At 73.5% G+C, this 24,285-nt stretch carries 22 protein-coding genes; 15 read left to right on the forward strand and 7 right to left on the reverse strand.

Features of this window, described 5'->3' with window-relative positions:
• Window positions 1-62: 62 nt before the first annotated feature.
• The 4 genes from glmM (at window position 63) to ACIGNX_RS08540 (ending at window position 5,624) form a co-directional block, all read left to right on the forward strand.
• Entirely contained in the window at window positions 63-1,397 is a 1,335-nt protein-coding gene (glmM, locus tag ACIGNX_RS08525) for a phosphoglucosamine mutase (RefSeq protein ID WP_396537713.1), read from the forward strand.
• A gap of 689 nt (window positions 1,398-2,086) precedes the next feature.
• Window positions 2,087-2,389, forward strand: a complete 303-nt coding sequence (locus tag ACIGNX_RS08530; RefSeq protein ID WP_396537715.1) for a hypothetical protein — start codon at window positions 2,087-2,089, stop codon at window positions 2,387-2,389.
• Entirely contained in the window at window positions 2,389-5,154 is a 2,766-nt protein-coding gene (locus ACIGNX_RS08535) for a WXG100 family type VII secretion target (protein WP_396537717.1), read from the forward strand. Before ACIGNX_RS08530 ends, ACIGNX_RS08535 begins: the two co-directional genes overlap by 1 nt.
• Window positions 5,151-5,624, forward strand: a complete 474-nt coding sequence (locus ACIGNX_RS08540) for a hypothetical protein (protein WP_396537718.1) — start codon at window positions 5,151-5,153, stop codon at window positions 5,622-5,624. The genes ACIGNX_RS08535 and ACIGNX_RS08540 overlap by 4 nt, the downstream gene beginning before the upstream one ends.
• Window positions 5,625-6,088: 464 nt before the next feature.
• Here the strand turns inward: ACIGNX_RS08540 and ACIGNX_RS08545 are convergent, their stop codons facing one another.
• Window positions 6,089-6,904, reverse strand: coding sequence for a dienelactone hydrolase family protein (locus tag ACIGNX_RS08545; protein WP_396537720.1), 816 nt, complete (start codon window positions 6,902-6,904; stop codon window positions 6,089-6,091).
• 134 nt (window positions 6,905-7,038) lie between these two features.
• Between ACIGNX_RS08545 and glmS the strand changes: the two genes are divergently transcribed.
• The 5 genes from glmS to tsaE all read left to right on the forward strand — a co-directional run bounded on the left by glmS (window position 7,039) and on the right by tsaE (window position 13,230).
• Complete coding sequence (gene glmS / locus ACIGNX_RS08550; protein WP_396537722.1) at window positions 7,039-8,901, forward strand: glutamine--fructose-6-phosphate transaminase (isomerizing); 1,863 nt, start codon at window positions 7,039-7,041, stop codon at window positions 8,899-8,901.
• A 15-nt stretch (window positions 8,902-8,916) separates the two neighbouring features.
• Window positions 8,917-10,311, forward strand: coding sequence for an NAD(P)H-hydrate dehydratase (locus tag ACIGNX_RS08555; protein WP_396537724.1), 1,395 nt, complete (start codon window positions 8,917-8,919; stop codon window positions 10,309-10,311).
• A gap of 251 nt (window positions 10,312-10,562) precedes the next feature.
• The gene (alr, locus tag ACIGNX_RS08560; protein ID WP_396537726.1) at window positions 10,563-11,675 is read left to right on the forward strand and encodes an alanine racemase; all 1,113 of its coding nucleotides are present in this window, start codon (window positions 10,563-10,565) and stop codon (window positions 11,673-11,675) included.
• Window positions 11,672-12,760 carry an alpha/beta fold hydrolase gene (locus ACIGNX_RS08565; RefSeq protein WP_396537728.1) on the forward strand — a complete coding sequence of 363 codons (1,089 nt, stop codon included), beginning with the start codon at window positions 11,672-11,674 and terminating at the stop codon, window positions 12,758-12,760. Before alr ends, ACIGNX_RS08565 begins: the two co-directional genes overlap by 4 nt.
• Window positions 12,757-13,230, forward strand: coding sequence for a tRNA (adenosine(37)-N6)-threonylcarbamoyltransferase complex ATPase subunit type 1 TsaE (tsaE, locus tag ACIGNX_RS08570; protein ID WP_396537730.1), 474 nt, complete (start codon window positions 12,757-12,759; stop codon window positions 13,228-13,230). Before ACIGNX_RS08565 ends, tsaE begins: the two co-directional genes overlap by 4 nt.
• Before the next feature lie 36 nt (window positions 13,231-13,266).
• On the opposite strand, the gene ACIGNX_RS08575 is transcribed toward tsaE, so the two are convergent.
• Genes ACIGNX_RS08575 through ACIGNX_RS08590 form a run of 4 tightly spaced genes read right to left on the reverse strand, consistent with a single transcriptional unit; the run spans window position 13,267 to window position 16,502 of the window.
• Window positions 13,267-14,481, reverse strand: coding sequence for a carboxyl transferase domain-containing protein (locus ACIGNX_RS08575; protein ID WP_396537732.1), 1,215 nt, complete (start codon window positions 14,479-14,481; stop codon window positions 13,267-13,269).
• Window positions 14,478-15,803, reverse strand: coding sequence for an acyl-CoA synthetase (locus ACIGNX_RS08580; protein WP_396537734.1), 1,326 nt, complete (start codon window positions 15,801-15,803; stop codon window positions 14,478-14,480). Before ACIGNX_RS08580 ends, ACIGNX_RS08575 begins: the two co-directional genes overlap by 4 nt.
• A 34-nt stretch (window positions 15,804-15,837) precedes the next feature.
• Entirely contained in the window at window positions 15,838-16,143 is a 306-nt protein-coding gene (locus tag ACIGNX_RS08585; protein ID WP_396537736.1) for a thioredoxin family protein, read from the reverse strand.
• Window positions 16,131-16,502 (reverse strand): MerR family transcriptional regulator, encoded by a 372-nt coding sequence (locus tag ACIGNX_RS08590; RefSeq protein WP_396537738.1) that lies wholly within the window; start codon window positions 16,500-16,502, stop codon window positions 16,131-16,133. The genes ACIGNX_RS08585 and ACIGNX_RS08590 overlap by 13 nt, the downstream gene beginning before the upstream one ends.
• Before the next feature lie 71 nt (window positions 16,503-16,573).
• On the opposite strand from ACIGNX_RS08590, the gene tsaB reads away from it, so the two are divergent.
• Genes tsaB through tsaD form a run of 3 tightly spaced genes read left to right on the forward strand, consistent with a single transcriptional unit; the run spans window position 16,574 to window position 18,748 of the window.
• Complete coding sequence (gene tsaB / locus ACIGNX_RS08595) at window positions 16,574-17,248, forward strand: tRNA (adenosine(37)-N6)-threonylcarbamoyltransferase complex dimerization subunit type 1 TsaB (protein ID WP_396537740.1); 675 nt, start codon at window positions 16,574-16,576, stop codon at window positions 17,246-17,248.
• A complete protein-coding gene (rimI, locus tag ACIGNX_RS08600) occupies window positions 17,245-17,703 on the forward strand; it encodes a ribosomal protein S18-alanine N-acetyltransferase (RefSeq protein ID WP_396537742.1) in 459 nt (152 codons plus the stop codon). The genes tsaB and rimI overlap by 4 nt, the downstream gene beginning before the upstream one ends.
• Window positions 17,696-18,748 (forward strand): tRNA (adenosine(37)-N6)-threonylcarbamoyltransferase complex transferase subunit TsaD, encoded by a 1,053-nt coding sequence (tsaD, locus tag ACIGNX_RS08605; RefSeq protein WP_396537744.1) that lies wholly within the window; start codon window positions 17,696-17,698, stop codon window positions 18,746-18,748. Before rimI ends, tsaD begins: the two co-directional genes overlap by 8 nt.
• Before the next feature lie 94 nt (window positions 18,749-18,842).
• Here tsaD and ACIGNX_RS08610 read toward each other — a convergent pair whose 3' ends face one another.
• Window positions 18,843-20,360 carry an alkaline phosphatase D family protein gene (locus tag ACIGNX_RS08610; protein ID WP_396537746.1) on the reverse strand — a complete coding sequence of 506 codons (1,518 nt, stop codon included), beginning with the start codon at window positions 20,358-20,360 and terminating at the stop codon, window positions 18,843-18,845.
• A gap of 226 nt (window positions 20,361-20,586) precedes the next feature.
• Here ACIGNX_RS08610 and groES point away from each other — a divergent pair, with 226 nt between their 5' ends.
• Window positions 20,587-20,880 (forward strand): co-chaperone GroES, encoded by a 294-nt coding sequence (gene groES / locus ACIGNX_RS08615; RefSeq protein ID WP_033428811.1) that lies wholly within the window; start codon window positions 20,587-20,589, stop codon window positions 20,878-20,880.
• A gap of 82 nt (window positions 20,881-20,962) precedes the next feature.
• Window positions 20,963-22,591 carry a chaperonin GroEL gene (gene groL / locus ACIGNX_RS08620; RefSeq protein WP_396537748.1) on the forward strand — a complete coding sequence of 543 codons (1,629 nt, stop codon included), beginning with the start codon at window positions 20,963-20,965 and terminating at the stop codon, window positions 22,589-22,591.
• A 66-nt stretch (window positions 22,592-22,657) separates the two neighbouring features.
• Here groL and ACIGNX_RS08625 read toward each other — a convergent pair whose 3' ends face one another.
• Entirely contained in the window at window positions 22,658-22,954 is a 297-nt protein-coding gene (locus tag ACIGNX_RS08625) for a WhiB family transcriptional regulator (RefSeq protein WP_033428626.1), read from the reverse strand.
• Window positions 22,955-23,237: 283 nt separating this feature from the next.
• On the opposite strand from ACIGNX_RS08625, the gene ACIGNX_RS08630 reads away from it, so the two are divergent.
• Window positions 23,238-24,149, forward strand: a complete 912-nt coding sequence (locus ACIGNX_RS08630; protein WP_396537750.1) for a MerR family transcriptional regulator — start codon at window positions 23,238-23,240, stop codon at window positions 24,147-24,149.
• The last annotated feature ends 136 nt before the right edge of the window (window positions 24,150-24,285 follow it).

Raw genomic sequence — 24,285 nt, forward strand, 5'->3', positions numbered from 1 at the left:
CTGCTGCTCCCGCAGTGTTTTCCCCCTTCTTCGGTTGTGCGCACATGGAGGTCACGGCGATCATGGCTCGGCTGTTCGGCACTGACGGCGTGCGCGGGCTCGCCAACGCGGACCTGACCCCGGAACTCGCGCTGTCCGTCGCCGCGTCGGCGGCACGGGTGCTGGCCGAGCACGACCGCTCGCACCGCCCGGTCGCGGTCGTCGGCCGCGACCCGCGGGCCAGCGGCGAGATGCTGGAGGCGGCCGTGGTGGCCGGCCTCACCTCCGCGGGCGCCGACGTGCTGCGCGCGGGCGTGCTGCCCACCCCCGCCGTGGCCTACCTGGTGTCGGCGCTGAACGCGGACCTCGGCGTGATGATCTCCGCCTCGCACAACCCGATGCCCGACAACGGCATCAAGCTGTTCGCCGCGGGCGGGCACAAGCTGCCCGACGCCGTCGAGGACGAGATCGAGCAGAAGCTCCACGAGCGCGACCACCGCCCCACCGGCGCGGACATCGGCCGCGTCCGCGACGTCGAGGACGCCGAGGGCCAGTACGTGCAGCACCTGGTGAAGGTGACCCCGCACCGCCTGGACGGCCTGAAGGTCGTGGTGGACTGCGCCAACGGCGCCGCGTCCGTGGCCGCGCCGGACGCCTACCGCCGGGCGGGCGCGGAGGTCGTGGAGATCCACGCCGACCCCGACGGCCTGAACATCAACGACGGCTGCGGCTCCAACCACGTCGAGCTGCTGCGCGCCGCCGTGGTCGAGCACGGTGCCGACCTGGGCATCGCCCACGACGGCGACGCGGACCGCTGCGTCGCGGTCGACGCCGACGGCAACGACCTCGACGGCGACCAGGTCATGGCCGTGCTGGCGCTGGGCATGAAGGAAGCCGGCGAGCTGACCGACGACACCCTGGTCGCCACCGTGATGAGCAACCTGGGCCTGCACCTGGCGATGCGCGAGCACGGCATCGCCCTCAAGACGACCGCGGTCGGCGACCGCTACGTGCTGGAGGAGCTGCGGGCCGGCGGGTTCGCGCTGGGCGGCGAGCAGTCCGGGCACGTGATCCTCCCGGCGCACGCCACCACCGGCGACGGCCTGCTGACCGCCCTGCGGCTGATGTCGCGCATGGCCGAGACCGGCAAGCCGCTGGCCGAGCTGGCCGCCGTGATGAACCGCCTGCCGCAGGTGCTGATCAACGTGGTCGTCGGCGACAAGGCGGCGGTGGCGAAGGACGCGGCGGTCAAGGAGGCGGTCGCGGCCGTGGAGGCCGAACTGGGCGACACGGGCCGCGTGCTGCTGCGCCCGTCCGGCACCGAGCAGCTGGTGCGCGTCATGGTCGAGGCGGCCACGCACGAACTGGCCGAGTCCGCCGCGCAGCGCCTGGCGGGTGTGGTTTCCTCGGTGCACTGACGCGCGAACCGTTCGGGGGGTCGGGGATGGGCAACTTCGGGTACGCCGAGCTGGCGATCATCGCGGTGGTGGTGATCGGGGTGGTCCTCGGCATCGTGGTCCTGGTGAAGAAGAGCGGCGCCAAGCGACCACCGCACCAGGGCCAGCCCTACCCCGGCCAGCCCTACCCCGGCCAACCACATCCGGGCCAGCAGTTCCCAGGTCAGCAATACCCGGGTCAGCAATACCCGGGTCAGCAATACCCGAGTCAGCCTCATCCCGGTCAGCCACAGCCGGGCCAGCCGTACCCCGGCCAGCAGTTCCCGGGGCAGCCGTATCCGGGCCAGGCGCAGCAGGGCCAACCGCAGCCGGGTCAGCCGTACCCCGGGCAGCCGTACCCCGGTCAGCCGCAGCCGGGCGGGACCCACCCGGGCCGGCCGCCGTACCCGGGGCAGACCCCCTACCCCGGCCAAGCGCCGGACCAGGCCCAGCCGCCCCACCCCCAGCCCCCTCACCCGCAGCCGCCCGCCGACCCGGCGCAACCCCCTCGCTAGCCCCTCGTTCACACCTGCAAGGGGCGGCCCCGAAACACCTCCGGGTGCCCCGGTGGACTGCGACGATGGGAACCGCGGATCGAACCGCCGCGTCGGAACGTGCGAGTTCGTCGAGTCGGGTCGTGGCCTTCGCGCCACGGAGGGGAGTGGAACGCCGTGGCCGGTTACGGCACCAGCACCGAGGCGATGCACAAAGCCTCGAAGGGCATTTCCGATGCGGCGAAGGAGACGGCCGACGCGCTGAAGGACGTCGGTCAGACCCAGACGGTCGCCCGCGATTTCGGTGAAGCGCACCAGCAGCACTTCACGAAGTACAAGGCGGGCATCGACAACTTCGGCAAGGGCATCGCGAACATGGCGAGCGTCCTCGGCGGGTTCGCCGGGAAGATCGCCTCCGGTGCCACGACCTACGGCGATGTCGAGAACACCAACGCCGCCGACTTGGGGAGCCAGTACTGATGGCCGAGCCCGGCTGGAACGACGTCAAGGCCGTCCTGGACGACCCGAACGTGTCGGAGGACAAGAAGGCGGAGCTGATGCACGCCTACGTGTCCTCGACCGCCCCGTGGAACATCCCCGACGAGGCGAACACCTACAAGGACCGCTACGACACCTCCAGCCTGTGGGACTGGGGTGACAACGCCGGCGCGGACGACGGCCTGCGCAACCGCTACGACGAGGCCAAGGCCGAGGGCGAGTCCAACAGCTACAACAGCCGCGAGCAGACCAAAGCCGTCGAGGACGGCAGGCAGCAGCTCGACGCCAAGCAGCCGCCGACCTCCTCGGGCACGGGCGTGAAGCTGTCCGACGAGCTGTTCGACACCGGCAAGGCCGGCCTGAAGGTGTTCGAGAAGTTCGAGGGCATCTGGAACAACCGGCCGGGCGACTGCATCGGCAACACCACGCCCATCAACTACGCCGAGCACATCCAGAAGCCGTACGACGAGCAGCGCGGCATCGACTTCCACAAGCTCCTCCGGGAAGCCGACGAGTTCGGCACCGCCAAGGCGAAGATCGACGAGATGCGGTCGGACGTCGACGGGCAGCTCAAGGGCCTGTACGGCGAGTGGGAGGGCCAGGCGGCCGTCAAGTCGCACGAGCACTACACCGGCAAGATCGCGCCCAAGATCACCGAGCTGGCCGACGCGTTCGACGGCGCGGCCAAGCTCACGCGCACCGCCGTCGGCGGCGTGTACGAGCTGTGCAAGAGCAAGGCCGACGAGGTCCTCGGCATGTACCGGGAGCAGATCGGCCAGGCCGACACGTTCATGGCCGAGAAGGTCGTGTCGTTCGCGCGCGGCGAGGGCGACTACTCCAAGGACCGCGTGCTGGAGATCGCCGGCTGGGTCGACTCCAAGACGGGCAGCAACATCGCCGACCGGATCCACTCCGACGACTGCAGCCTGAACGACGAGAACCGCGACTACGCGATCAACCAGTGCAAGAAGTGGATCCGCGACTCGTTCAACCGCGAGTTCTGGCAGCTCTACGAGCAGTTCAAGTCCTGCTGCGCCGAGACCAAGTCCTCCGTGGACGCCAAGTGGGAGACCCTCGCCAACTACATGGCGGAGTTCGAGAACCCGTTCCCCGCGCCCGCGTCCGAGGAAGGCGGGGACAAGGGCGGCGACAAGGGTGGGGACAAGGGCGGCGACAAGGGCGGTGGTCCCGGCGGCGGCACGGGTGGCGGCCCCGGTGGGGGCACGGGCGGTGGTGGCAGCGGTTCCGGCGGTGGCGGCGGCACGCCGTCGATCCCCGAGATGCCCAAGCCCGAGAACCCGCTGGACAAGGACGGCGACGGCAAGCCGGACGAGATCAAGCTGCCCGGTGACACCGACGGCGACGGCAAGATCGACGACCTCGACGGCGACGGCAAGCCCGACGACCAGGGCGGGGGCAAGCCCGACGGGCTGAAGGGCGACGAGGAAGCGCCCGAGACCGTCACCATCAAGAGCGGCGACAACGAGATCAAGATCACCGAGCCGGACGAGAACGGCCACGTGCAGATCACCGTCGACACCCCGCGCAGCGAGCCGAAGACCTACGACGTCGACTTCAGCAACAACCCCGACGCGCTGAAGGCCCTCATGGGCCAGAACGGCGGGGCGGCACTGGCGAGCGCGTTGACGGGTGCGACGTCCGCCACGGGCGCGGTGCCCGGCGCGTCGGGGACGCCCGGTGCGGCGATCGGCGTGAGCGGCGGCGAGAACGGTGCGAACGGCGCGATCCCGATCGAGGCCGGCGCGGACGGCAAGGCGCTGATCGAGTTGGACGGCCTCGCGATCACCGCCGAGGTCGACCCGCTGACCGGTGAGATCAACCTCACGGTCGACAACGGCGACGGCACGCCCGAGCAGTACGGCGTCGAGTTCGGCGAGGACGACCCGGGCTCGGGCGCCACGGCGGGCATCCCGACCCCGGACAACGCCGTGCCGCTGCCCGCGGACGTCACCACGCTGCCGGCCGGCGCGGAGTCGGGCGGGGAGTCGGGCGCGGGATCGGGCGCCGTGGTCGGTGGCTTCACCGAGCCGCAGTCCACCCCGCCGGCCGCTGCCGACGCGGGCTTCGCGGGCGGCTTCACGGAGCCGCAGCCGACCGCCGCCGACCCCGGCTCCGCGGGCGGCTTCACCGAACCCCAGACGAGCCCGGCACCGGCGAGCCCGGCCCCCGTGGGCGCCGGCTTCACCGAGCTGTCGGCGTTCCAGGGCGGGCCGTCGTTCGAGACCAACGCCACCCAGGGCTACCAGGGCTTCTCCGCGCCGGCGGCCTCGTTCGAGCCCGTGAACGGCGGCTACAACACCGAGGGCACCACGTCGACGTCCGGCGCGTCCGTCCTCGGTGGTGGCGGCTCGGGCTTCAACGGTGCCGACTCCGTGCTGGGCGGCGGGTCGTCGGGCTCGGACAACACCTGGAGCAGCCCTCCCGCGAACTCCGCCGACCAGGGCCTGGCGTCGGACACGAACGCCTCCCAGGCGGGTCAGCCGGGTTCGGCCACCCTGCCGTCCATGCAGGACTCGCAGGTCGCGGGGCAGCCCGGCGGTTCGGCCGTCGGTGGCGGCATGATGGGCGGCGGGATGATGGGCGGCACGTCCGGCGCCGGGCAGCACGGTGGCGGCGGTGACAACGAGCGGACCAGTCCCGGGCAGTGGCGCACGACCGGGTCGCTGTTCGACGACGACATCAGCCTGAGCCGCGTCCAGGGCGTGCTGGGTGAGGAGGGTCGATGAGCGTCGCGTCGGAACGGCTGGCCGCGGCGATGAGCCGCATGGACCAGATCTCGCGCGAGCACGCCGACCGGCGTGAGCTGCGGGAACGTCGCACGCGTGAGGCGAAGGAGCAGGCGGGGGAGAGCTTCGCCAGGCAGGGGCAGGTCGCCCAGAAGATCGTGGAGCGGCTGGAGGAGAACGAGCGGGCGCAGAAGGCCGCCGGCGGCTGGAACACCAAGGCGGCGACGGAGAAGAAGAGCGGCGAGTACCGGTTCGGCACGGAGGACGACGAGCCGACCTACGAACCGCGACCGCCGGCCCAGACCTCTTGGTCCTCGCCGGCCCAGACCTCTTGGTCCCCGATCCCGCCACCGCCGCCGCCACCCCCGGCCGTCACCCCACCGCCACCGCCCGCACCACGCCCCACCACCCGCCGCCCGGCTCCCGTCGACGATGACGACGACTTCGGCGGCCAGAGCTGGCTGACCTGACGTCCCTCCGGCCCCTCGCCAACCCTTTCGGGTGAATATCGCCCGGAAATGTACGGAAACACCGTTCCCGTACATCGGTTGATCAGACCGCCCCGGCAACCACGCCCCGCGCCCACCACGGCCCGGGTCCGAACCCGCCGGAACGGTCCACCAGCCACAGGACGAGGGGCCGGAGGAACCCACCCATGCCCAGCCACCACCCCGCACCCGCCACAGGCAGCCCACGGCCGCCAGGCAGCGCCCGACCCCCAGTCCGACCCCAGCCCGAGCCCCGGTCCGCCACCACGGCCGGCCGGAGCACCACGCCACCACCGCCCGCCGCGCGTCAGCGCCGACTCGGGCCCAAGCCGGCTCCGGCTACAGCCGCGACCCCGGCCACGGCTCCGACTCCGGCTCCCCTACGGCTCCGGCTCTCCCTCCGACTCCGGCTCCCGCTGCGGCTCCGGCTCGGCGGGACCTGGAGGTCAGCGCGAGACCAGCGGACCGCGTTGGTAGGCCAGCACGGTGCCCTTCACGTCGCCGTCCAGCAGCGCGTCCCACTTCGTCTCGCCCTTGAGCGTGCGCAGCAGGAACGCCGTCACCAGCGCCCGCGCCAGCCGTTGCGTCGCGCGCTCGCCCTTGCCGTCGAGCAGCAGCTCGCTCCAGTGCCGTCCCTCGGCGAACCCCAGGTGGCTGGTCTTCGGCAGCGTCCGCACCTGCACGGGCCCCTGCCACGCCTCCGCGATCGCCTCGGCGTGCCCGACCGGCGGCGCGATGCGGTCCTCCCCGCCGGCCAGGTGCAGCCCGGGCACGGTGACCCGGCGGGCCGCGTCCAGGGCCGACGGCCGGGTCTCGGATGCGGCCAACGTCACGACCGCGCGCACGCGCGGGTCGTCGGCCGCCGCCAGCACGGCGGCGCCGCCGCCCATCGAGTGGCCCGCGACGGCCAGCCGTGACGCGTCCACGCTGATCCCGCCGTCGCCCAGCCGCACGCCGGTGCACACGTCGAGCGTCGTCCGCAGGTTCCCGGCCAGCAGCCGCGAGGACATCAGCGGCCCGCGCTGGGTCCACGGCGCGGCGGCCACGAAGCCCCACGACGCCAGGTGCCGCAGCAGGGCCCGGTAGCGGTTGACCGGCTGCAACCAGCCGTGGCCGAACGCCACCGCGGGCAGTCCGAGGCCTGCCGCGGGCGTGTAGACCAGGCCCGGAAGCCCCACCAGGGCGAGGTCGCCGCGCAGCACGGGGTGCTCGCCGGGCCTGCTGAGCTGGTCGAGCACCTGCTTCGCCGAGTAGCCGCTCACCACGCGAACGGTAGTCGATCGAGGTCGCGGTCCGCACGCTTCGATTGGTCTACACCAATCACGACGTCGACCTGCGCAAACGCCCGCAAGTGGCCCGTTCGGCTACCGGCCCTGGTCTAGTTACGCTGTGCGGCGTGTGCGGAATCGTGGGATACGTGGGACACAGGTCGGCACTGGACGTGGTGCTCGACGGGCTGCGGCGGCTGGAGTACCGGGGCTACGACTCGGCGGGCGTCGCCGTCCTGGACGGTGACGGCGGCCTGGCCGTCGAGCGCAAGGCCGGTCGCCTGGCGAACCTGGAGGCCCGCCTGGACGAGGTCGGCCGGGACGCCTTCACCGGCACCGCCGGCATGGGCCACACCCGGTGGGCCACGCACGGCGCGCCGGTCGACCGGAACTCCCACCCGCACCGCGACGTCACGGGCCGCGTCGCCGTCGTCCACAACGGCATCATCGAGAACTTCGCCGCCCTGCGCGCCGAGCTCGAGGCCGACGGCGTCGAGATGGCCAGCGACACCGACACCGAGACCACCGCGCACCTCATCGCCCGCGCCTACGACGACGGCGACACCAAGGGCGACCTGGTCGCCAGCGTCCGCACGGTCGTGCGCCGCCTCGAAGGCGCGTTCACCCTCGTCGTCACGCACGCCGATCACCCGGACGTGGTCGTCGCCGCCCGCCGGTCGTCACCGCTGGTAGTGGGTGTCGGCGAGGGGGAGACGTTCGTCGCCAGCGACGTGTCCGCGTTCATCGAGCACACCCGCGAGGCCGTGGAGCTGGGCCAGGACCAGCTCGTCGTGATCGACCGCGACGGCTACCGGGTCACCGACTTCGACGGCGCGGACGCGCAGGCCAAGCCGTTCACGGTGAACTGGGACCTGTCGGCCGCCGAGAAGGGCGGCCACGAGTACTTCATGCTCAAGGAGATCGAGGAGCAGCCGGAAGCGCTGGCCAACACGCTGCGCGGCCACTTCCGCGACGGCCGGGTCGTGCTGGACGAGCAGCGCCTGTCCGACCAGGACCTGCGGGACGTGGACAAGGTCTTCGTCGTCGCCTGCGGCTCGGCCTACCACTCCGGGCTGGTCGCCAAGTACGCCATCGAGCACTGGACGCGGCTGCCCGTCGAGGTCGAGCTGGCCAGCGAGTTCCGCTACCGCGACCCCGTGCTGGACCGGGACACGCTCGTCGTCGCCGTCTCCCAGTCGGGTGAAACCGCTGACACGTTGGAGGCCGTGCGCCACGCGCGGTCGCAGAAGGCGCGCGTGCTGGCGGTGTGCAACACCAACGGCGCGCAGATCCCGCGCGAGTCCGACGCCGTGCTCTACACGCACGCGGGCCCGGAGATCGGCGTCGCGTCGACCAAGGCGTTCCTCGCCCAGATCGCGGCGAACTACCTGGTCGGCCTGGCCCTGGCGCAGGCCCGCGGCACGAAGTACCCCGACGAGGTGGCGCGGGAGTTCCACCAGCTGGAGGCCATGCCGGACGCGGTGCAGAAGGTGCTGGGCACGGTCGAGCAGGTCCGCGCGCTGGGCCGGGAGCTGGCCGACTCGAAGGCGGTGCTGTTCCTCGGGCGGCACGTCGGCTACCCGGTGGCGCTCGAAGGCGCGTTGAAGCTCAAGGAGCTGGCCTACATGCACGCCGAGGGCTTCGCCGCCGGTGAGCTGAAGCACGGCCCGATCGCGCTGATCGAGGAGAACCTGCCGGTCGTCGTGGTGATGCCGTCGCCGAAGGGCCGGGCGGTGCTGCACTCGAAGCTGGTGTCGAACATCTCCGAGATCCAGGCGCGGGGTGCCCGCACGATCGTGATCGCCGAAGAGGGTGACGAGACGGTTCGCCCGTTCGCGGATCACCTGATCGAGGTGCCGGCCGTGTCCACGCTGCTGCAGCCGCTGATCTCCACGGTGCCGTTGCAGGTGCTGGCCGCGGAGATCGCGCGCAGCCGCGGTTACGACGTCGACAAGCCGCGCAACCTCGCCAAGTCGGTCACGGTCGAGTAGGGCAGGCTTGGCCCCATGCGGGGTCTGTGGACGACGGATCGGGTCAGGGCGGCGGAAGAGCGCATCATGGCGGTCGTGCCGCCGGGCGCGCTGATGCGCCGGGCGGCGTTCGGCGTCGCGGTCGTCGCGGCGGAGCTGCTGGCGGGCCGGAAGCGGGTCGGCCTGCTCGTCGGCGCGGGCAACAACGGTGGCGACGCGCTGTGGGCGGGCTACTTCCTCCGCAAGCGCGGAGTCGCCGTGTCCGCCGTCCTGCTGTCCCCTGATCGTGTGCACGCGGAGGGGCTGGCCGCGTTCCGTCGCGCCGGCGGGCGGGTGGTCGACCGGTTGGCCGACGTCGACCTGGTGATCGACGGCATCGTCGGCCTGTCCGGCCGCGGCCCGCTGCGCCCGGAGGCCGCCGAGCACGTCGCGCACCTCGACGCGCCGGTGCTGGCGGTGGACCTGCCCAGCGGCGTCGACCCGGACACGGGTGCGACCTCCGGGCCCGCCGTGCGCGCGCACACCACCGTGACGTTCGGCTGCCTCAAGCCCGTGCACGCGCTGGCGGACTGCGGTGACGTGCGGCTGGTGGACATCGGGCTGGGCGACGAGCTGCACGGGCCGGACCTGGTCGAGCTGGACGTGGCCGACGTCGGCGGGGCGTGGCCCGTGCCGGGGCCGGAGGACGACAAGTACACGCAGGGCGTGACGGGCGTCGCGGCCGGTTCGGCGACGTACCCCGGTGCGGCGGTGCTGTCGACCGGCGCGGCGCTGCTGTCGACGTCCGGGCTGGTCAGGTACGCCGGTGCGGCGGCGGAGGGCGTTCGGGCGCGGTGGCCGGAGGCGATCTGCACGGGGTCGATCACGGACGCGGGCCGGGTGCAGGCGTGGGTCGTCGGGCCGGGGCTCGGGACGGGGCTGGGGTCGGAGGCCGTCCTGCGCGCCGTGCTGGAGGCGGGCGTGCCGGTGTGCGCGGACGCCGACGCGATCACGATGCTGGCGAACAACCCGGACCTGTGGGACGCGCGCGACCCCGACACCCCGGTCGTGCTGACGCCGCACGACCGCGAGTACGAGCGGCTGGCCGGGCCGGTCGGCACCGACCGGGTGGCGGCGGCGCGGAAGGCGGCGGAGCGGTTCAACGCCGTCGTGCTGCTGAAGGGGCACGCCACCGTCATCGCCGGCCCCGACGGGCGGGTCGTGGTGAACCGGGCGCGCACGTCGTGGGCCGCGACGGCGGGCTCGGGGGACGTGCTGTCGGGCGTGCTGGGCTCTCTGCTGGCCGCCCGCCTGGACCCGGTGCTGGCGGCCGGCTGCGCCGCGAAGGTGCACGCCCTGGCCGCCGAACTGGCCGCCGACGGCGCGCCGATCCCGGCGACCTCCCTCCTGCACGCGATCCCCGACGCCATCCGCGCCGTGCGCCCCCTCTGACCGCGTGTGTCGAACGCCCAGGTCCCGTGTGTCGAACGCCCACGTCGGGTGTGTCGAACGCTCAGGTCGGGTGTGTCGAACGCTCGGGTACCGCGAGTTCACCGCCCAGCGCCCGACCCGAACCGCCCTGAACGTGGAACTCGGGGGACGCGAGCGTTCGACACACGGGACCCGAAGGTTCGACACACGGGACGTGAGGGTTCGACTCACGCGGGCCCGGTGGGCGGGGCTGTGCCAGGATGAACGGCGTTATGGCTGCTCCTCGCGCTGAGGTCGTGATCGACCTCGACAACCTCCGGCACAACGTCGCCCACCTCGACGCCCTCGCGCCGAACGCCGACACGATGGCCGTCGTCAAGGCCGACGGCTACGGGCACGGCGCGGTCGAGGTGGCCAGGGCGGCGGTCGAGGCGGGTGCGACCTGGCTCGGCTCCTGCTCCCTCGCCGAAGCGCTGGCGCTGCGCGCGGCCGGGCTCACCGTGCCCGTCCTGGCCTGGCTGGACCCGCCCGGCACGGACTACACCCCCGGCGTCGAGCAGGACGTCGACCTGTCCGCGGCCTCCCTCGCCCAGCTCGAGGAGATCTCGGCGGCGGCCGACAGGGCGGGTCGCCCGGCCCGCGTCCACCTCAAGATCGACACCGGCCTGTCCCGCAACGGCTGCCCCGCCGCCGAGTGGCCCGAGCTGGTCGAGCGCGCCGCCAAGACCCACAACGTCCACGTCCACTCGGTCTGGTCACACCTGGCCGTCGCCGACGAGATCGGCCACCCCGCCACGGACGCCCAGGCCGAGCGGTTCGACGACGCCTACCGCGAGGCCGTCGCCGCGGGTCTGGACCCGCGCCGCCACCTCGCCAACTCGGCCGCCCTGCTCACCCGCCCCGACCTGCACCTGGACCTCGTCCGGCCCGGCATCGCGATCTACGGCCTCAACCCGGTGCCCGTGCCGACCGACCTGCGCCCCGTGATGACGTTCCGCTCCGGGGTCGCCCTCACCAAGCGCGTCCCCGCCGGGGAGTCGGTCTCCTACGGCCTGAGCTGGACCGCGCCGCGGGACACGACCCTGGCCCTGGTGCCCGTCGGTTACGCCGACGGCGTGCCGCGCAGCCTGTCCAACCGGATGGACGTCTGGCTCGCCGGCCGCCGCCGCCCGATCGTCGGCCGCGTCTGCATGGACCAGGTCGTGGTCGACTGCGGTGACGACGCCGTGGTGGAGGGGGACGAGGTCGTGCTGTTCGGGGCGGGCCGCGACGGCGAGCCGACGGCCCGGGAGTGGGCCGACACCACCGGCACCATCGACTACGAGATCGTCACCGGCATGTACCGGCCGCGGGTCACCCGGAAGTACGCGGGGACCCGCGGGTGAACGCGGTGTGGAAGGCCGTCGGCTGGGCCGGCGGCATCCTCGGCGCCGCCGCGACCGGTGTCGCGGTGGGCGTGGCCGCGAACCAGAAGAAGGTCTCGCACGACCGCCAGGGCGACGACCCGCTCGCCGACGAACCGCTGGGCCGCCTCACCCCGACCCGCGAGTCGACCGTCGCCGCGGACGACGGCGTGCCGCTGTCGGTCGAGGAGGTCGACCCGGAGGACGGCGGGCGACCCGAGGTCACCGTCGTCTTCGTGCACGGCTTCGCCCTGGACCGCCGCTGCTGGCACTTCCAGCGCCGCGACCTGGCCCGGCTGACCGGGCCGCGCGTCCGCCAGGTCCTGTACGACCAGCGCAGCCACGGCCGTTCCGGGCGCTCCACCGCCGAGGCCAGCACGATCGACCAGTGCGCCGCGGACCTCGACGCGGTGATCCGCTCGATCGCGCCGAACGGCCCGCTGGTCCTGGTCGGCCACTCGATGGGCGGCATGACGATCATGGCGCTGGCCGAGCGGCGACCCGACCTGTTCGCCGACCGGGTGCGGGGCGTCGCGCTCGTCGGCACGGCGGCCGGCGCGGTCGGCGGCGCGGGGCTGCAGAAGTCCCTGCTGTCCCGCCACAACCCGGTGACGCTGGGCGTCGGCCGGCTCGCCGGCCTGCAACCCGGCCTGGTGGAGTGGGTCAGGCGACGGGCGTCCACGCTGACGTGGAGCGGCATCCGGGCGCTGGCGTTCGGCACGGGCCACGTCAGCCCCTCGCTGGTCGACCTGATGGCCCAGATGATCAACCGCACGACGGTGCAGGTGCTCACCGAGTTCCTGGAGACCCTCGGCACGCACAACCGCTACAAGGCGCTGGCCGGCCTGCGGCACTGCGAGGTGCTCGTGATCAGCGGGGACGCGGACAAGGTGACCCCGTTCTCGCACGCCGAGCGGATGGCCGAGGAGATGCCGCACGGCGAACTGGTCCGCGTGCCCGGGGCGGGCCACATGCTCATGTTGGAACAACCCGACCTGGTCACCGGGCACCTGGTCGGACTGGTTCGGCGCAGCGCCGCCGACCGGTCGGGAAGCAGGCGGCGGTGACGACGGGCGTGAGCGTGACGCTCCCCGCGGTGCACGACACCGAGGAGTTCGGGCGCAGGTTGGGCGGGTTGGTGCGCGGGGGCGACCTGGTGCTGCTGTCCGGGCCGCTGGGCGCGGGCAAGACGGCGCTGGTGCGCGGCCTGGCGGCGGGCCTGGGCGTGACCGGCCGGGTCAGCTCGCCGACGTTCGTGATCGCCCGGGTGCACGACCCCGCCCCCGGCGGTCGGGGCGTGCCGCTGGTGCACGTGGACGCGTACCGGCTCGGTGGTCACCTGGACGAGCTGGACGACCTCGACCTCGACACCGACCTCGTGGACGCGGTGGTGGCGGTGGAGTGGGGCGAGGGGGCGGCCGAGCGGTTGTCGGAGGACCACCTGCTGATCAGGCTGGAGCGCCGCGACGACGACGTGCGCGTCGCCCACCTGCACCCGCACGGCGCCTGGGCGCAGCGGGAGCTGCCGGGGCCGTGAGGCCCGGGGGGTCGGCGGGGTGGCACGCGTCGGCCTTCAGGGCGCGGCGATCCCTCGGACCACACCCAACCGGACCAGGTCCTGGGGTCGCAGCCGCAGGTCGTCGGCCAGCCGGCGCACGTCCTCCCGCTTCAGGATCGCCCCCGCCAGTTCGGGCGCGATGACCGAGAAGTAGGCGTCCGGCGTGATCCACGTCCGGTCCGGCGACGACAGCGCCAGCGCGCCGCCCGAGCCGCCTTCCCCGATGACCAGCGTCGTGATCGGCACGCGGGCCCCGGCGACGGCGCCGAACAGCTCCGCGATCGCCGCGCCGACCCCGGCCCGCTCGGCCGCCGGGTCGTTGGCCGCACCGGGTGTGTCCACCAGGGTCAGCACCGGCAGCCCCAACCGCGACGCGAGCCGGACCAGGCGCGCGGCGGTGCGGAAGCCGGCCGGCGTGTTCGCGGTTCCGGTCTGGGCGGCGTACGCGACGGCACGGCCACCGCGCAGCCCCACACCGCACAGCATCCCCGGGTCCACCCCTCCGGCCCGGTCGCCGCTCAGCGGCACCCGCGAGTCGAAGTGGTCGTCCAGGTAAGCCCCCGCCCGCGGCCGTCGCGGCGAGCGCGCCCGCTCCACCGCGCTCCACCCGTCCACCGGCAGGTCCGACGCGCCCAACGCGCGCGGCACCTCGGCGGGCGCGGCGTCGCCCCCGGTCAGCGCCTCCAGCACCCGCGCGACGGTCGCCGCCACCTCCTCCGGCCGCACCACGAGGTCGACCGTGCCGGCGGCGAACTGGCCCTCCGCCGTGTACGCGGGGTCGTCCACCGGCCGCACGCGACTGCCCGCGAAGCCCACCTGCGCCCCCGACACGGCGAGCACCACGTCGGCGCCCGCGCCCAGCGACGCCCACAGCCCGCCGGTGGTCGGGTCGCCGAGCACGGACACGTGCGGCAGGCCGGCCTCCCGGTGCGCGGCGCACAGCCGCGCCACCCGCTGGAGCTGCCGCAACGACAGCATCCCCTCCTGCATCCGGCTGCCACCGGTGGCGAGGTGGGACACCACGGGCAGTCGCGCGGCCCGTGCCGCGGTGAACGCCTCCTCGATCACCGAACCGGTCGCCGTGCCGACCGACCCGCCCAGGAACCGGAAGTCGAACGTGACCACGACGGCGTCCCGGTCCCGCCGCCACGACACCGACTCGACGCCACCGGACCGGGCCCGCGCCCGGTCGAGCTGGGCCTCGTAGCCCGGCCAGCCGAGCGGGTTCACCGCAGCTCCCGCTTCAGCACCTTGCCCAGGTCGTTGCGGGGCAGCGCCGGGACGTACCGCACGACCCGCGGCCGCTTGTGCGGCGACAGCAGCCGGGCCACGTGGTCGCTCAACACCTCCGGCGCGGGCGGCTCGCCGTTCGGCACGACCCACGCGACCACCCGTTCGCCGAGGTCGTCGTCCGGTTCGCCGGTCACCGCGACCTCGGCCACCGAGGGGTGCTCCAGCAGGGCGTTCTCGATCTCGCCCGCCCCGATCTTGTACCCGCCGCTCTTGATCAGGTCCGTGGCGCGGCGGCCGACGATCCGCACGTAGCCGTCCGGTTCGACGACGGCCAGGTCACCGGTGCGGAACCACCCGTCGCGGAACGCCTCCCGCGTCGCGTCGGGCCGGTTCAGGTACTCCAGGAACAGGTTCGGGCCGCGCACCTCGATCTCGCCCGGCTCGTCGCCGACGACCCGCAGCTCCACCCCGTCCAACGGCGGACCGACCGTGCCGGGCCGCCGGTCGCCGTCCGCGCGGACGCTGGTGTTCATCAGCGTCTCGGTCATCCCGTAGCGCTCGACCACGCGCCTGCCGGTGAGCTGCTCCACCCGCTCGTGCACGGAGGCGGGCAGCGGCGCGGACCCCGACACCAGCAGCCGCGCGCCGCCGAACGCCCCGGCGTGCTCCGGCTCGGCCGCGATCCGGTGGTACATGGTCGGCACGCCGAACATCATCGTGCCGCCGTCGCGCAGCGCCGCGGCCGCTCCCGCGACGCTGAACGACCCGAGGTGGCGCACCGCCCCGCCGCGCCGCAGGGGTCCGAGCACGCCGACGACCAGGCCGTGCACGTGGAACAGCGGCAGGCCGTGCACCACGACGTCGTCCCCGGTCCACGCCCACGCCCGGGCCAGCGCGTCGAGGTTCGTCGCCAGCGCGCGCCGGGGCAGGACCACGCCCTTGGGCGGCCCGGTGGTGCCGCTGGTGTAGACGATCAGGGCGGGCGCTTCGCCGTCCGGCTCGGGCAGGTCGACCGGGGGACCGGACGGCAGCTCGTCGTCCACGACCAGGTCCGGCCGGCTGTCGCCCAGGACGTGCGCCAGCTCCTTCTCGCCGATCCTGGGGTTGAGCGGCACGACCGCCACGCCCGCCAGCAGCGCGCCGACCACCGCCACGCACGTCCGGTGCGTCGGCCGCGCCCACACCGCGACCCTCCGCAGCCCGGCCACCCCGGCGGCGACGGCACGCGCCTCGCGCGCCAACTCCTCGTACGTCAGGTCCCGTTCCGGGAACCGCAGGGCGATCTTCGACGACGGTGAGGCCAGCGCCGGCAGCAACATCCACCAACAGTGGCCTCATCCGTCGTCGCGCGCATCACAAGTGTGGTTCGAGCCACGCCATCAGGTGGATCTTCGGCCGGGCGCCGACGCTCTGCGCGACCAGTTGGCCGTCCTTGTAGAGCTGGAGCGTGGGCGCGGACATGATCCGCTGGTCGCGCGCCGTGCGCGGGCTGCCGTCCATGTCGACCTTGACCACCGTCAGGTCGTCGCGCTCGCGGTCGATCTCGGCCAGCACCGGCTCCAGCATCCGGCAGGGCCCGCACCAGTCGGCCCCGAACTCGACCAGCACGGTGCCCGTCCCGGTCGCCTCGGTGAACTCGTCGTCGGTCAACGTCCGCACGGCCTGCTCCTCTGCTCGGCTTCCTCGAGTTGTGCGCGCACCCGGTCCCTGGTCGACCGCAGGCGGTCGATGCAGTCGTCCAGCTCGGCGAGCTTGCGCCGGTACACCTCGACGGACCCCGGGCAGGCGTCGCCGGAGGTGTGGCCGTCGCGCAGGCACTGCACGAACGGCCGCGTGTCCTCCAGGGCGAAGCCGATGCCGGTCAACGAGCGGATCTCGGTGACCAGCCGCAGGTCGTCCTCGTCGTACTCCCGCTGCCCGTTGGCGGCGCGCCGCGCGGGCAGCAGGCCGAGGGACTCGTAGTAGCGCAGCGCCCTGGTGGTGGTCCCACCCCGCCGCGCCAGTTCTCCGATGCGCACGGTCCGATCCTCCGACTTGACGTGGACGTCAACACAAGTGTGGGCCACACCACCCGATACCCTTGGCAGTTGTGCTAGTGCTCGCCTTGGACACCGCCACCCCCGCCGTCACGGCCGGAGTGGTCGAACTCGTGCCCGGCTCGCCACCCCGGCTGCTCGCCCAGCGGGTGACGGTGAACGCGAAGGCGCACGGCGAGCTGCTCACCCCCCACCTGCAGGAGGCGCTGGCCGAGGCCGGCCGCGCCCTGGCCGACCTCGACGCGATCGTGTGCGGCTCGGGCCCCGGCCCGTTCACCGGGCTGCGCGTGGGCCTGGTCACCGCCGCCGCCCTCGGGCAGGCGCTCAACCGGCCCGTCTACCCCGTGCCGACGCCGGACGCGGTCGCGCTGGACGCGGCCACCGGCAAGCCGCTGCTCGTGGCGACCGACGCGCGGCGCAAGGAGGTGTACTGGGCGGCCTACGACGCGGCCGGCCGGCGCACCGACGGCCCGCACGTCGACCGGCCCGCCGACCTGGTGGCGAAGCTGCCCGCGGTGGCCGCGGCCGCCGGCGAGGGCGCGGAGCTGTACGCCGACGTGATCGGCCTGCCGGTGGTGCCGGCGCGCTACCCGTCGCCGGTGTCGCTGGTCGCGGCGGCGGCCGGCGAGCTGCTGGCCGGCGCGCGTCCCGCCGCGCTGACCCCGCTGTACCTGCGCCGCCCCGACGCCGTGGAGCCGGTCGGCCGCAAGCGGGTGACCAGGGCGTGAACCCCGGCACCGTCACCATCGCGCCGCTGCGCCGCCGGGACGCGGCCCGGTGCGCGCGGATCGAGCGGGACCTGTTCGCGGGCGACGACCCGTGGAGCGCCGACGCGTTCCGCAGCGAGCTGGACGGCGGCAACTTCTACGTCGGCGCGTACGTCGGCGACGTGCTGATCGGGTACGCCGGGCTGGGCCTGACCGACTACGAGGCCAGCGTGCACACCATCGCCGTGGTGGCCGAGCACCAGGGCGGCGGCGTCGGCAAGGCGCTGCTGCGCACCCTGCTCGCCAAGGCCGACGAGCTGGGCGTGCCGGTGTTCCTGGAGGTCCGCACGGACAACGACCGCGCGATCGCCCTCTACCTGGCGCACGGCTTCGAGCACCTGGGCCTGCGCCGCCGCTACTACCAGCCGTCGGGCGCCGACGCGTACACGATGGGAAGGCCCGCGAACCGTGACTGACCGGCTCATCCTCGGCATCGAGAGCTCGTGCGACGAGACGGGCGTCGGCATCGTCCGGCTCGGCCCGGACGGCGCGCTGGAGCTGCTCGCCGACGAGGTCGCCTCCAGCGTCGAGGAGCACGCCCGCTTCGGCGGCGTCGTGCCCGAGGTCGCGTCGCGCGCCCACCTGGAGGCGATGGTGCCCACCATGCGCCGGGCGGTGGAGCGGGCCGGGATCGAGCTGCGGGACGTGCACGCCATCGCGGTCACGGCGGGGCCGGGGCTCGCGGGCGCGCTGCTGGTCGGCGTGTCGGCGGCCAAGGCGTACGCGGCGGCGCTGGACAAGCCGCTGTACGGCGTGAACCACCTCGCGGGCCACGTCGCCGCGGACACCCTGGAGCACGGCCCGCTGCCCGAGCGGTGCCTGGCGCTGCTGGTGTCGGGCGGCCACTCGCAGCTGCTGCTGGTCGAGGGGTTGGCCGAGAGGATCACCGAGATCGGCTCGACCGTGGACGACGCGGCGGGCGAGGCGTACGACAAGGTGGCCCGGCTGCTGGACCTGCCCTACCCGGGCGGCCCGCCGATCGACCGGCTCGCCAAGGCGGGCGACGGCTGCGCCATCGCGTTCCCGCGCGGGCTGACCGGGCCGCGCGACTCGAAGTACGACTTCTCGTTCTCCGGCCTGAAGACCGCGGTGGCGCGGTGGGTGGAGCAGCGGGAGCGCGCGGGGGAGGAGGTCCCGCTGGCCGACGTGGCCGCGTCGTTCCAGGAGGCGGTGGCCGACGTGCTGACCGCCAAGGCGATCCGGGCGTGCCGGGACCTCGGCGTGGGCACGCTGGTGATCTCCGGTGGCGTGGCGGCGAACTCGCGCCTGTCCGGGCTGGCGGCGGAGCGCTGCGCCGAGGCGGGCATCGAGCTGCGCGTGCCGCGTCCCCGGCTGTGCACCGACAACGGCGCGATGATCGCCGCCCTGGGCGCGCACCTGGTGGCCGCCGGCGCGAAGCCGTCCGCTCTGGACCTGTCCACGACCCCGGGCCTGCCGGTGGGGACGATCCAGATCCTCTAGAGCGCGCGTCCGCTCGCGGGCGGTCCGACCCCGCGACCGCGCCATCGCGGCGGGGGCGCGGCCGGACCGCCCTCTCGACGTCCGGAGCGGCCGGTCAGACCGGGTTCAGGCCGGGGTTGCGGTCCTCGACCACGAACGACCTGAGCGTCGTGGCCTGCGCCCCGGCCCTGCTCACGTGGGGCAGCGTGCGGAAGTCGGCCCGCAGCTCCCGGGCGGTGAACTTCGTCCGCACGTACCCGCGCCGCCTGCTGTGCAGCTTGATGTGCGGGTTCAGCCGCAGCTGCACCTCGTCGACGGTGTCGTTGCCGTCGCCGCCGGAGGTGACCGAGGTGCACACCAGCTCGGTGCCCACGGTCGGGGACGACGCCGGGTCGTTCCAGTCCAGCTTCACGTCCGCCGCGTAGTGCGCGTGCACGTCGCCGGTCAGCACGACGGCGTTGCGCACGCCCGCGTCGACCCACCCGCGCGTCACCCGGTCGCGGGAGGCCAGGTAGCCGTCCCAGCCGTCCATCGACACCTCCTTCTCCGGGCCGTCCTTGCGGTCGCGCTCGGCGAAGAACACCTGCTGGCCCAGCACGTCCCACCGCGACCGGGACCGGCGGAACCCGTCGAGCAGCCACGCCTCCTGCTCCGCGCCGGTGATCGACCGGGTCGGCAGCGCCGCGTCCGCGCAGGTCTTCCAGCCGTCGCCGCACGCCTGGTCGTCCCGGTACTGGCGGGTGTCGAGCATGTGGAAGTTCACCAGCCCGCCCCACTGGGCGCGCCGGTAGAGCCGCATGTCCGTGCCGTCGGGCCGGGCGCCGCGCCGCAGCGGCATGTTCTCGTAGTACGCCTGGAAGGCCGCCGCCCGCCGGGCCGCGAAGTCCGGGTCCGGCTGCTCGGGCACGTCGTCGGCCCAGTTGTTCTCGACCTCGTGGTCGTCGAAGACCACCAGCCAGGGCGCCACGGAGTGCGCGAGCTGCAGGTCGGCGTCGGTCTTGTACTGGGCGTGCCGGAGCCGGTAGTCGGCCAGCGTCCGCGTCTCCGGCCCGAGCACCGCGCGCACGTCCGCCGCCTTGGCCGCGTACTCGTACTGGTAGTCGCCGAGGTGCAGCACCAGGTCCGGGTGGTCCTCGGCCAGCCGGCGGTACGCGGTGAAGTAGCCCTCGCCGAAGTGCGCGCACGACGCGAAGCACATGGTCAGGTCCTGCCCCAGCGCCCACGGCTCGGGCGTGGTGCGGGTGCGGCCGACGGGGGACACGTGGCCGTCCACGCGGAACCGGTAGAAGTACTCGCGGCCGGGCCGCAGGCCGAACGGCTCCACGTGCACGCTGTGCCCGAGCTCCGGCCGGGCCGGCTGCACGCCCCGCCGCACCACGCGCCGGAACCGCTCGTCCTCGGCCAGCTCCCACTGCACCGGCACCACCCGGTCGGGCATGCCGCCCCGGCCGTCCTCCTCCAGGGGGCGGGGCGCGAGGCGCGTCCACAGCACCACGCCGTCGGGGCGGGGGTCGCCGGAGGCCACGCCGAGGGTGAAGGGGTCGTCGAGCTTGGGGAAGCCCGCGCCGGCTGTCGCGAGCGCCACACCGGCCACACCGCCGATGAGCAGGGAACGTCGGGTCACCGTGGTCATGCGGGACACGGTGGCCGACCAGGTTGGCGACGAGGTGAACTGCGGTGTGACACGAGTGGACGACTTCACCCGGCCGAGATCGGGGGGTCGTTGAAGCGTTGGCACTCGCGTGGGTAGAGTGCTAGATGCACGGCACCAGCAACCGCCCCGACCCCCGCGACGGCGGGGTGGCAGGAGCCGTAAACGCAACCTGCCAACGCTTTCGACGACCGTGGAGGTCAGCCCGGTGAGCGTGAACATCAAGCCGCTCGAGGACAAGATCGTCGTCCAGGCCAGCGAGGCCGAGACCACGACCGCTTCCGGCCTCGTGATCCCGGACACCGCGAAGGAGAAGCCCCAGGAGGGCAAGGTCCTCGCGGTCGGCCCCGGCCGGATCGACGACAAGGGCAACCGCGTCCCCGTGGACGTGGCTGTCGGCGACGTCGTCATCTACTCCAAGTACGGCGGCACCGAGGTCAAGTACAACGGCGAGGAGTACCTCATCCTCTCCGCCCGCGACGTGCTGGCCGTCATCAACTGACGCTCGGCTGACACGCAAGGCGCCCCGGCGAACCCCTCACCGGGGCTTCCCGGGGCGTTTCGCATCAAGAGAGGCGTAGGCAATGCCCAAGCAGATCAGCTTCGACGAGGACGCTCGTCGGGCACTCGAGCGCGGCGTCAACAAGCTCGCGGACACGGTCAAGGTGACCCTCGGCCCGCGCGGCAGGCACGTCGTGATCGACAAGAAGTTCGGCGGGCCCACCGTCACCAACGACGGCGTGACCATCGCCCGCGAGGTCGAGCTGGACGACGCCTTCGAGAACCTGGGCGCGCAGCTGGCCAAGAGCGTCGCCACCAAGACCAACGACGTGGCGGGCGACGGCACGACGACCGCGACCGTGCTGGCCCAGGCCATGGTCCGGGTCGGCCTGCGCAACGTCGCCGCCGGCGCGAACCCCATGTCGCTCGGCGTCGGCATCCACGCCGCGGCCGAGGCCGTGGTCGACGCCCTCAAGGGCAAGGCCACCCCGGTCAAGGGCCGCGACAACATCGCCCAGGTCGGCACGGTCTCCTCGCGCGACGAGTCCATCGGCGCCCTGCTCGGCGAGGCCATCGAGAAGGTCGGCGAGGACGGTGTGATCACCGTCGAGGAGTCGTCCTCGATGGCCACCGAGCTGCAGATCACCGAGGGCGTGCAGTTCGACAAGGGCTACGTGTCGGCGCACTTCGCCACCGACCTCGAGGCGCAGGAGACGGTGTTCGAGGACGCCCGCATCCTGCTGCACCGCGAGAAGATCTCGGCGCTGGCCGACCTGTTGCCGATCCTGGAGAAGGTCGCCGAGGCCGGCAAGCCGCTGGTCATCATCGCCGAGGACGTCGAGGGCGAGGCGCTGTCCACCCTGGTCGTCAACGCCCTGCGCAAGACGCTGCGCGTGGTCGCGGTGAAGGCGCCGTACTTCGGCGACCGCCGCAAGGCGTTCCTGGACGACCTGGCCGTCGTCACCGGCGCGAAGGTCATCGCGGCCGAGGTCGGCCTGAAGCTGTCCGAGGCGGGCCTCGACGTGCTGGGCACCGCCCGGCGGGTCGTCGTCACCAAGGACGACACGACCATCGTCGACGGCGGCGGCACCAAGGCCGACGTGGCGGGTCGCGCGGAGCAGCTGCGCCGCGAGATCGAGGCCACCGACTCCGACTGGGACCGCGAGAAGCTGCAGGAGCGGCTGGCCAAGCTGTCCGGCGGCATCGCGGTGGTCAAGGTCGGCGCGGCCACCGAGACCGAGCTGAAGGAGCGCAAGCACCGCATCGAGGACGCGGTGGCGGCGACCAAGGCGGCGGTCGAGGAGGGCATCGTGCCCGGCGGCGGTTCGGCCCTGGTCCACGCGGCCAAGGTGCTCGACGGCGACCTCGGCCTGTCTGGCGACGAGGCGACCGGTGTCGCGATCGTCCGCGAGGCGCTGGGCTCGGCCCTGTTCTGGATCGCGGCGAACGCCGGCCTGGAGGGCGCGGTCGTGGTGAACAAGGTGCGCGAGCAGGACTGGGGCTTCGGCCTCAACGCCGCCACCCTCACCTACGGCGACCTGCTCGAAGCCGGGATCATCGACCCGGTGAAGGTGACCCGCTCGGCGGTCACCAACGCCGCTTCCATCGCCCGCATGGTGCTCACCACGGAGAGCGCCGTCGTGGAGAAGAAGGAAGAGGAGCCCGCCGCGGCGGGCGCGGGCCACGGTCACGGCCACGGGCACGGCCACTGACCGGTCCGGCAGCGCGAACGGGAGGGGCGGCGCCCGCACGGGGCCGCCCCTTTCGCGTGTTCGGTGTCAGGCGGGCGTCAGCTGCCGCTTGCGCGCCTTGATGATGCTGTCCCGCTCCGACTCGGAGAGGCCGCCCCAGATCCCGTAGGGCTCCTGGACCGCCAGGGCGTGCCTCCGGCACATCTCCAGCACCGGGCACGACAGGCACACGGCCTTCGCGCGCGCCTCCCGCCGCGCCCGCGCCGGTCCGCGTTCACCGTCCGGGTGGAAGAAGAACGCGCTGTCCATCCCGCGGCACGAGCCGCGCATCTGCCAGTCCCACAGATCCGCGTTGGGACCGGGAAGCCTTCGGGTGTCCGCCATCGAGACCGCCTCCTTGGCCCATGGACGAGAACTGCTCCATTCGGCTTAACGATGATCCACCGTAGAACCGCGCCAATCCTTGTTCAAGGGGGTCAGGGGCCTTTTGCCGGCAATTCATACGATGGGTGATCGATCGGCGTTGAAACCCGGAGTTGCCGGTGACGTCGGGTGAACGGACGATGTGACCGTGATGACGCCCCCCGACCACACCGGGACCGTGCCGGAAGGCGAGCAGGGACCCGTTGCGGCGGAAGACGATCCCGCGCATTCGGTACCGCTCTCGGTGGCCGCCGTCGCGCGCAGGCTGGGCGTCGCGCCGGCCACGCTGCGCACCTGGGACCGCAGGTACGGCCTCGGACCCAGTGATCACACAACCGGGCGACACCGCAAGTACGCGCCGCTCGACGTGGCGCGGCTGGAGCTGATGCAGCGGGCCCTGCTGCGCGGCGCGTCGTCCGCGGAGGCCGCCAGGTACGCCCTCGCCAGTCCCCTGCACGAGTCCCGGTCCACCGGGCCGGTGGTCACGGTGGGTGAGCTGAACGGCGGGTCGGCGCCCGCCGGCGGCCGCGGGTTGAAGCTGCAGGCGGCGAACCCCAGGGCCAGGGGAGTGGGCCGGGCGGCGCTGGCGATGGACTCGGCGGCGGTGCAGGCGCTGGTCGCCGACGCGATCGAGGCGGACGGCGTGGTCGCGACGTGGGACGAGGTGGTGCGGCCGGTGATGGCCGCGATCGCGGCGAGGTGGGAGCACTCGGGGGGCGGGGTGGAGGTGTCGCACCTGGTGCAGGAGTGCGTGCGGGCGGCGCTGGTGCGGGCGACCCCGGTCGTCACGAGCCCGCGCAACCACCGCCCCGTGCTGCTGGCGTGCATGCCGGACGAGCGGCACGACCTGCCGCTGTACCCGTTGGCGGCGGTGCTGGCGCGGCGGGGCGTGGGCGTCAGGCACCTGGGGGCGGCGCTGCCGGCGGACGCGCTGGCCTCGGCCGTGCGGCGGACGGCGCCGGCGGCCGTCGTGCTGTGGGCGCAGCTGCCGCGCTACGCCGATCCGGGTGTCGTGGCGGCGTTGCCGAGGACGCGCCAGCAGGTCCGCGTGTTCGTCGGGGGGCCGGGCTGGAAGCGCGGCGTCGTGCCGCAGCCGGCGGACCGCGTCGACGACCTGGCCTCCGCGTCCGACGCCATCGAGCGCGCCGTCTGCTGACCCGCGCCCCACCTCCCACCCGACCCTCGTGTGTCGAACCTCCGGGTCCCGTGTGTCGAACGCCCAAGCCCGGTGTGTCGAACCTCCAGGACCCCCGAGTTCGTCATTCAGGCGCACGTCCACGAGGTCCCCATCA

Origin of the sequence: Actinosynnema sp. NPDC053489 (genome assembly GCF_044544865.1) — a bacterium.
Classification (GTDB): Bacteria; Actinomycetota; Actinomycetes; order Mycobacteriales; family Pseudonocardiaceae; genus Actinosynnema.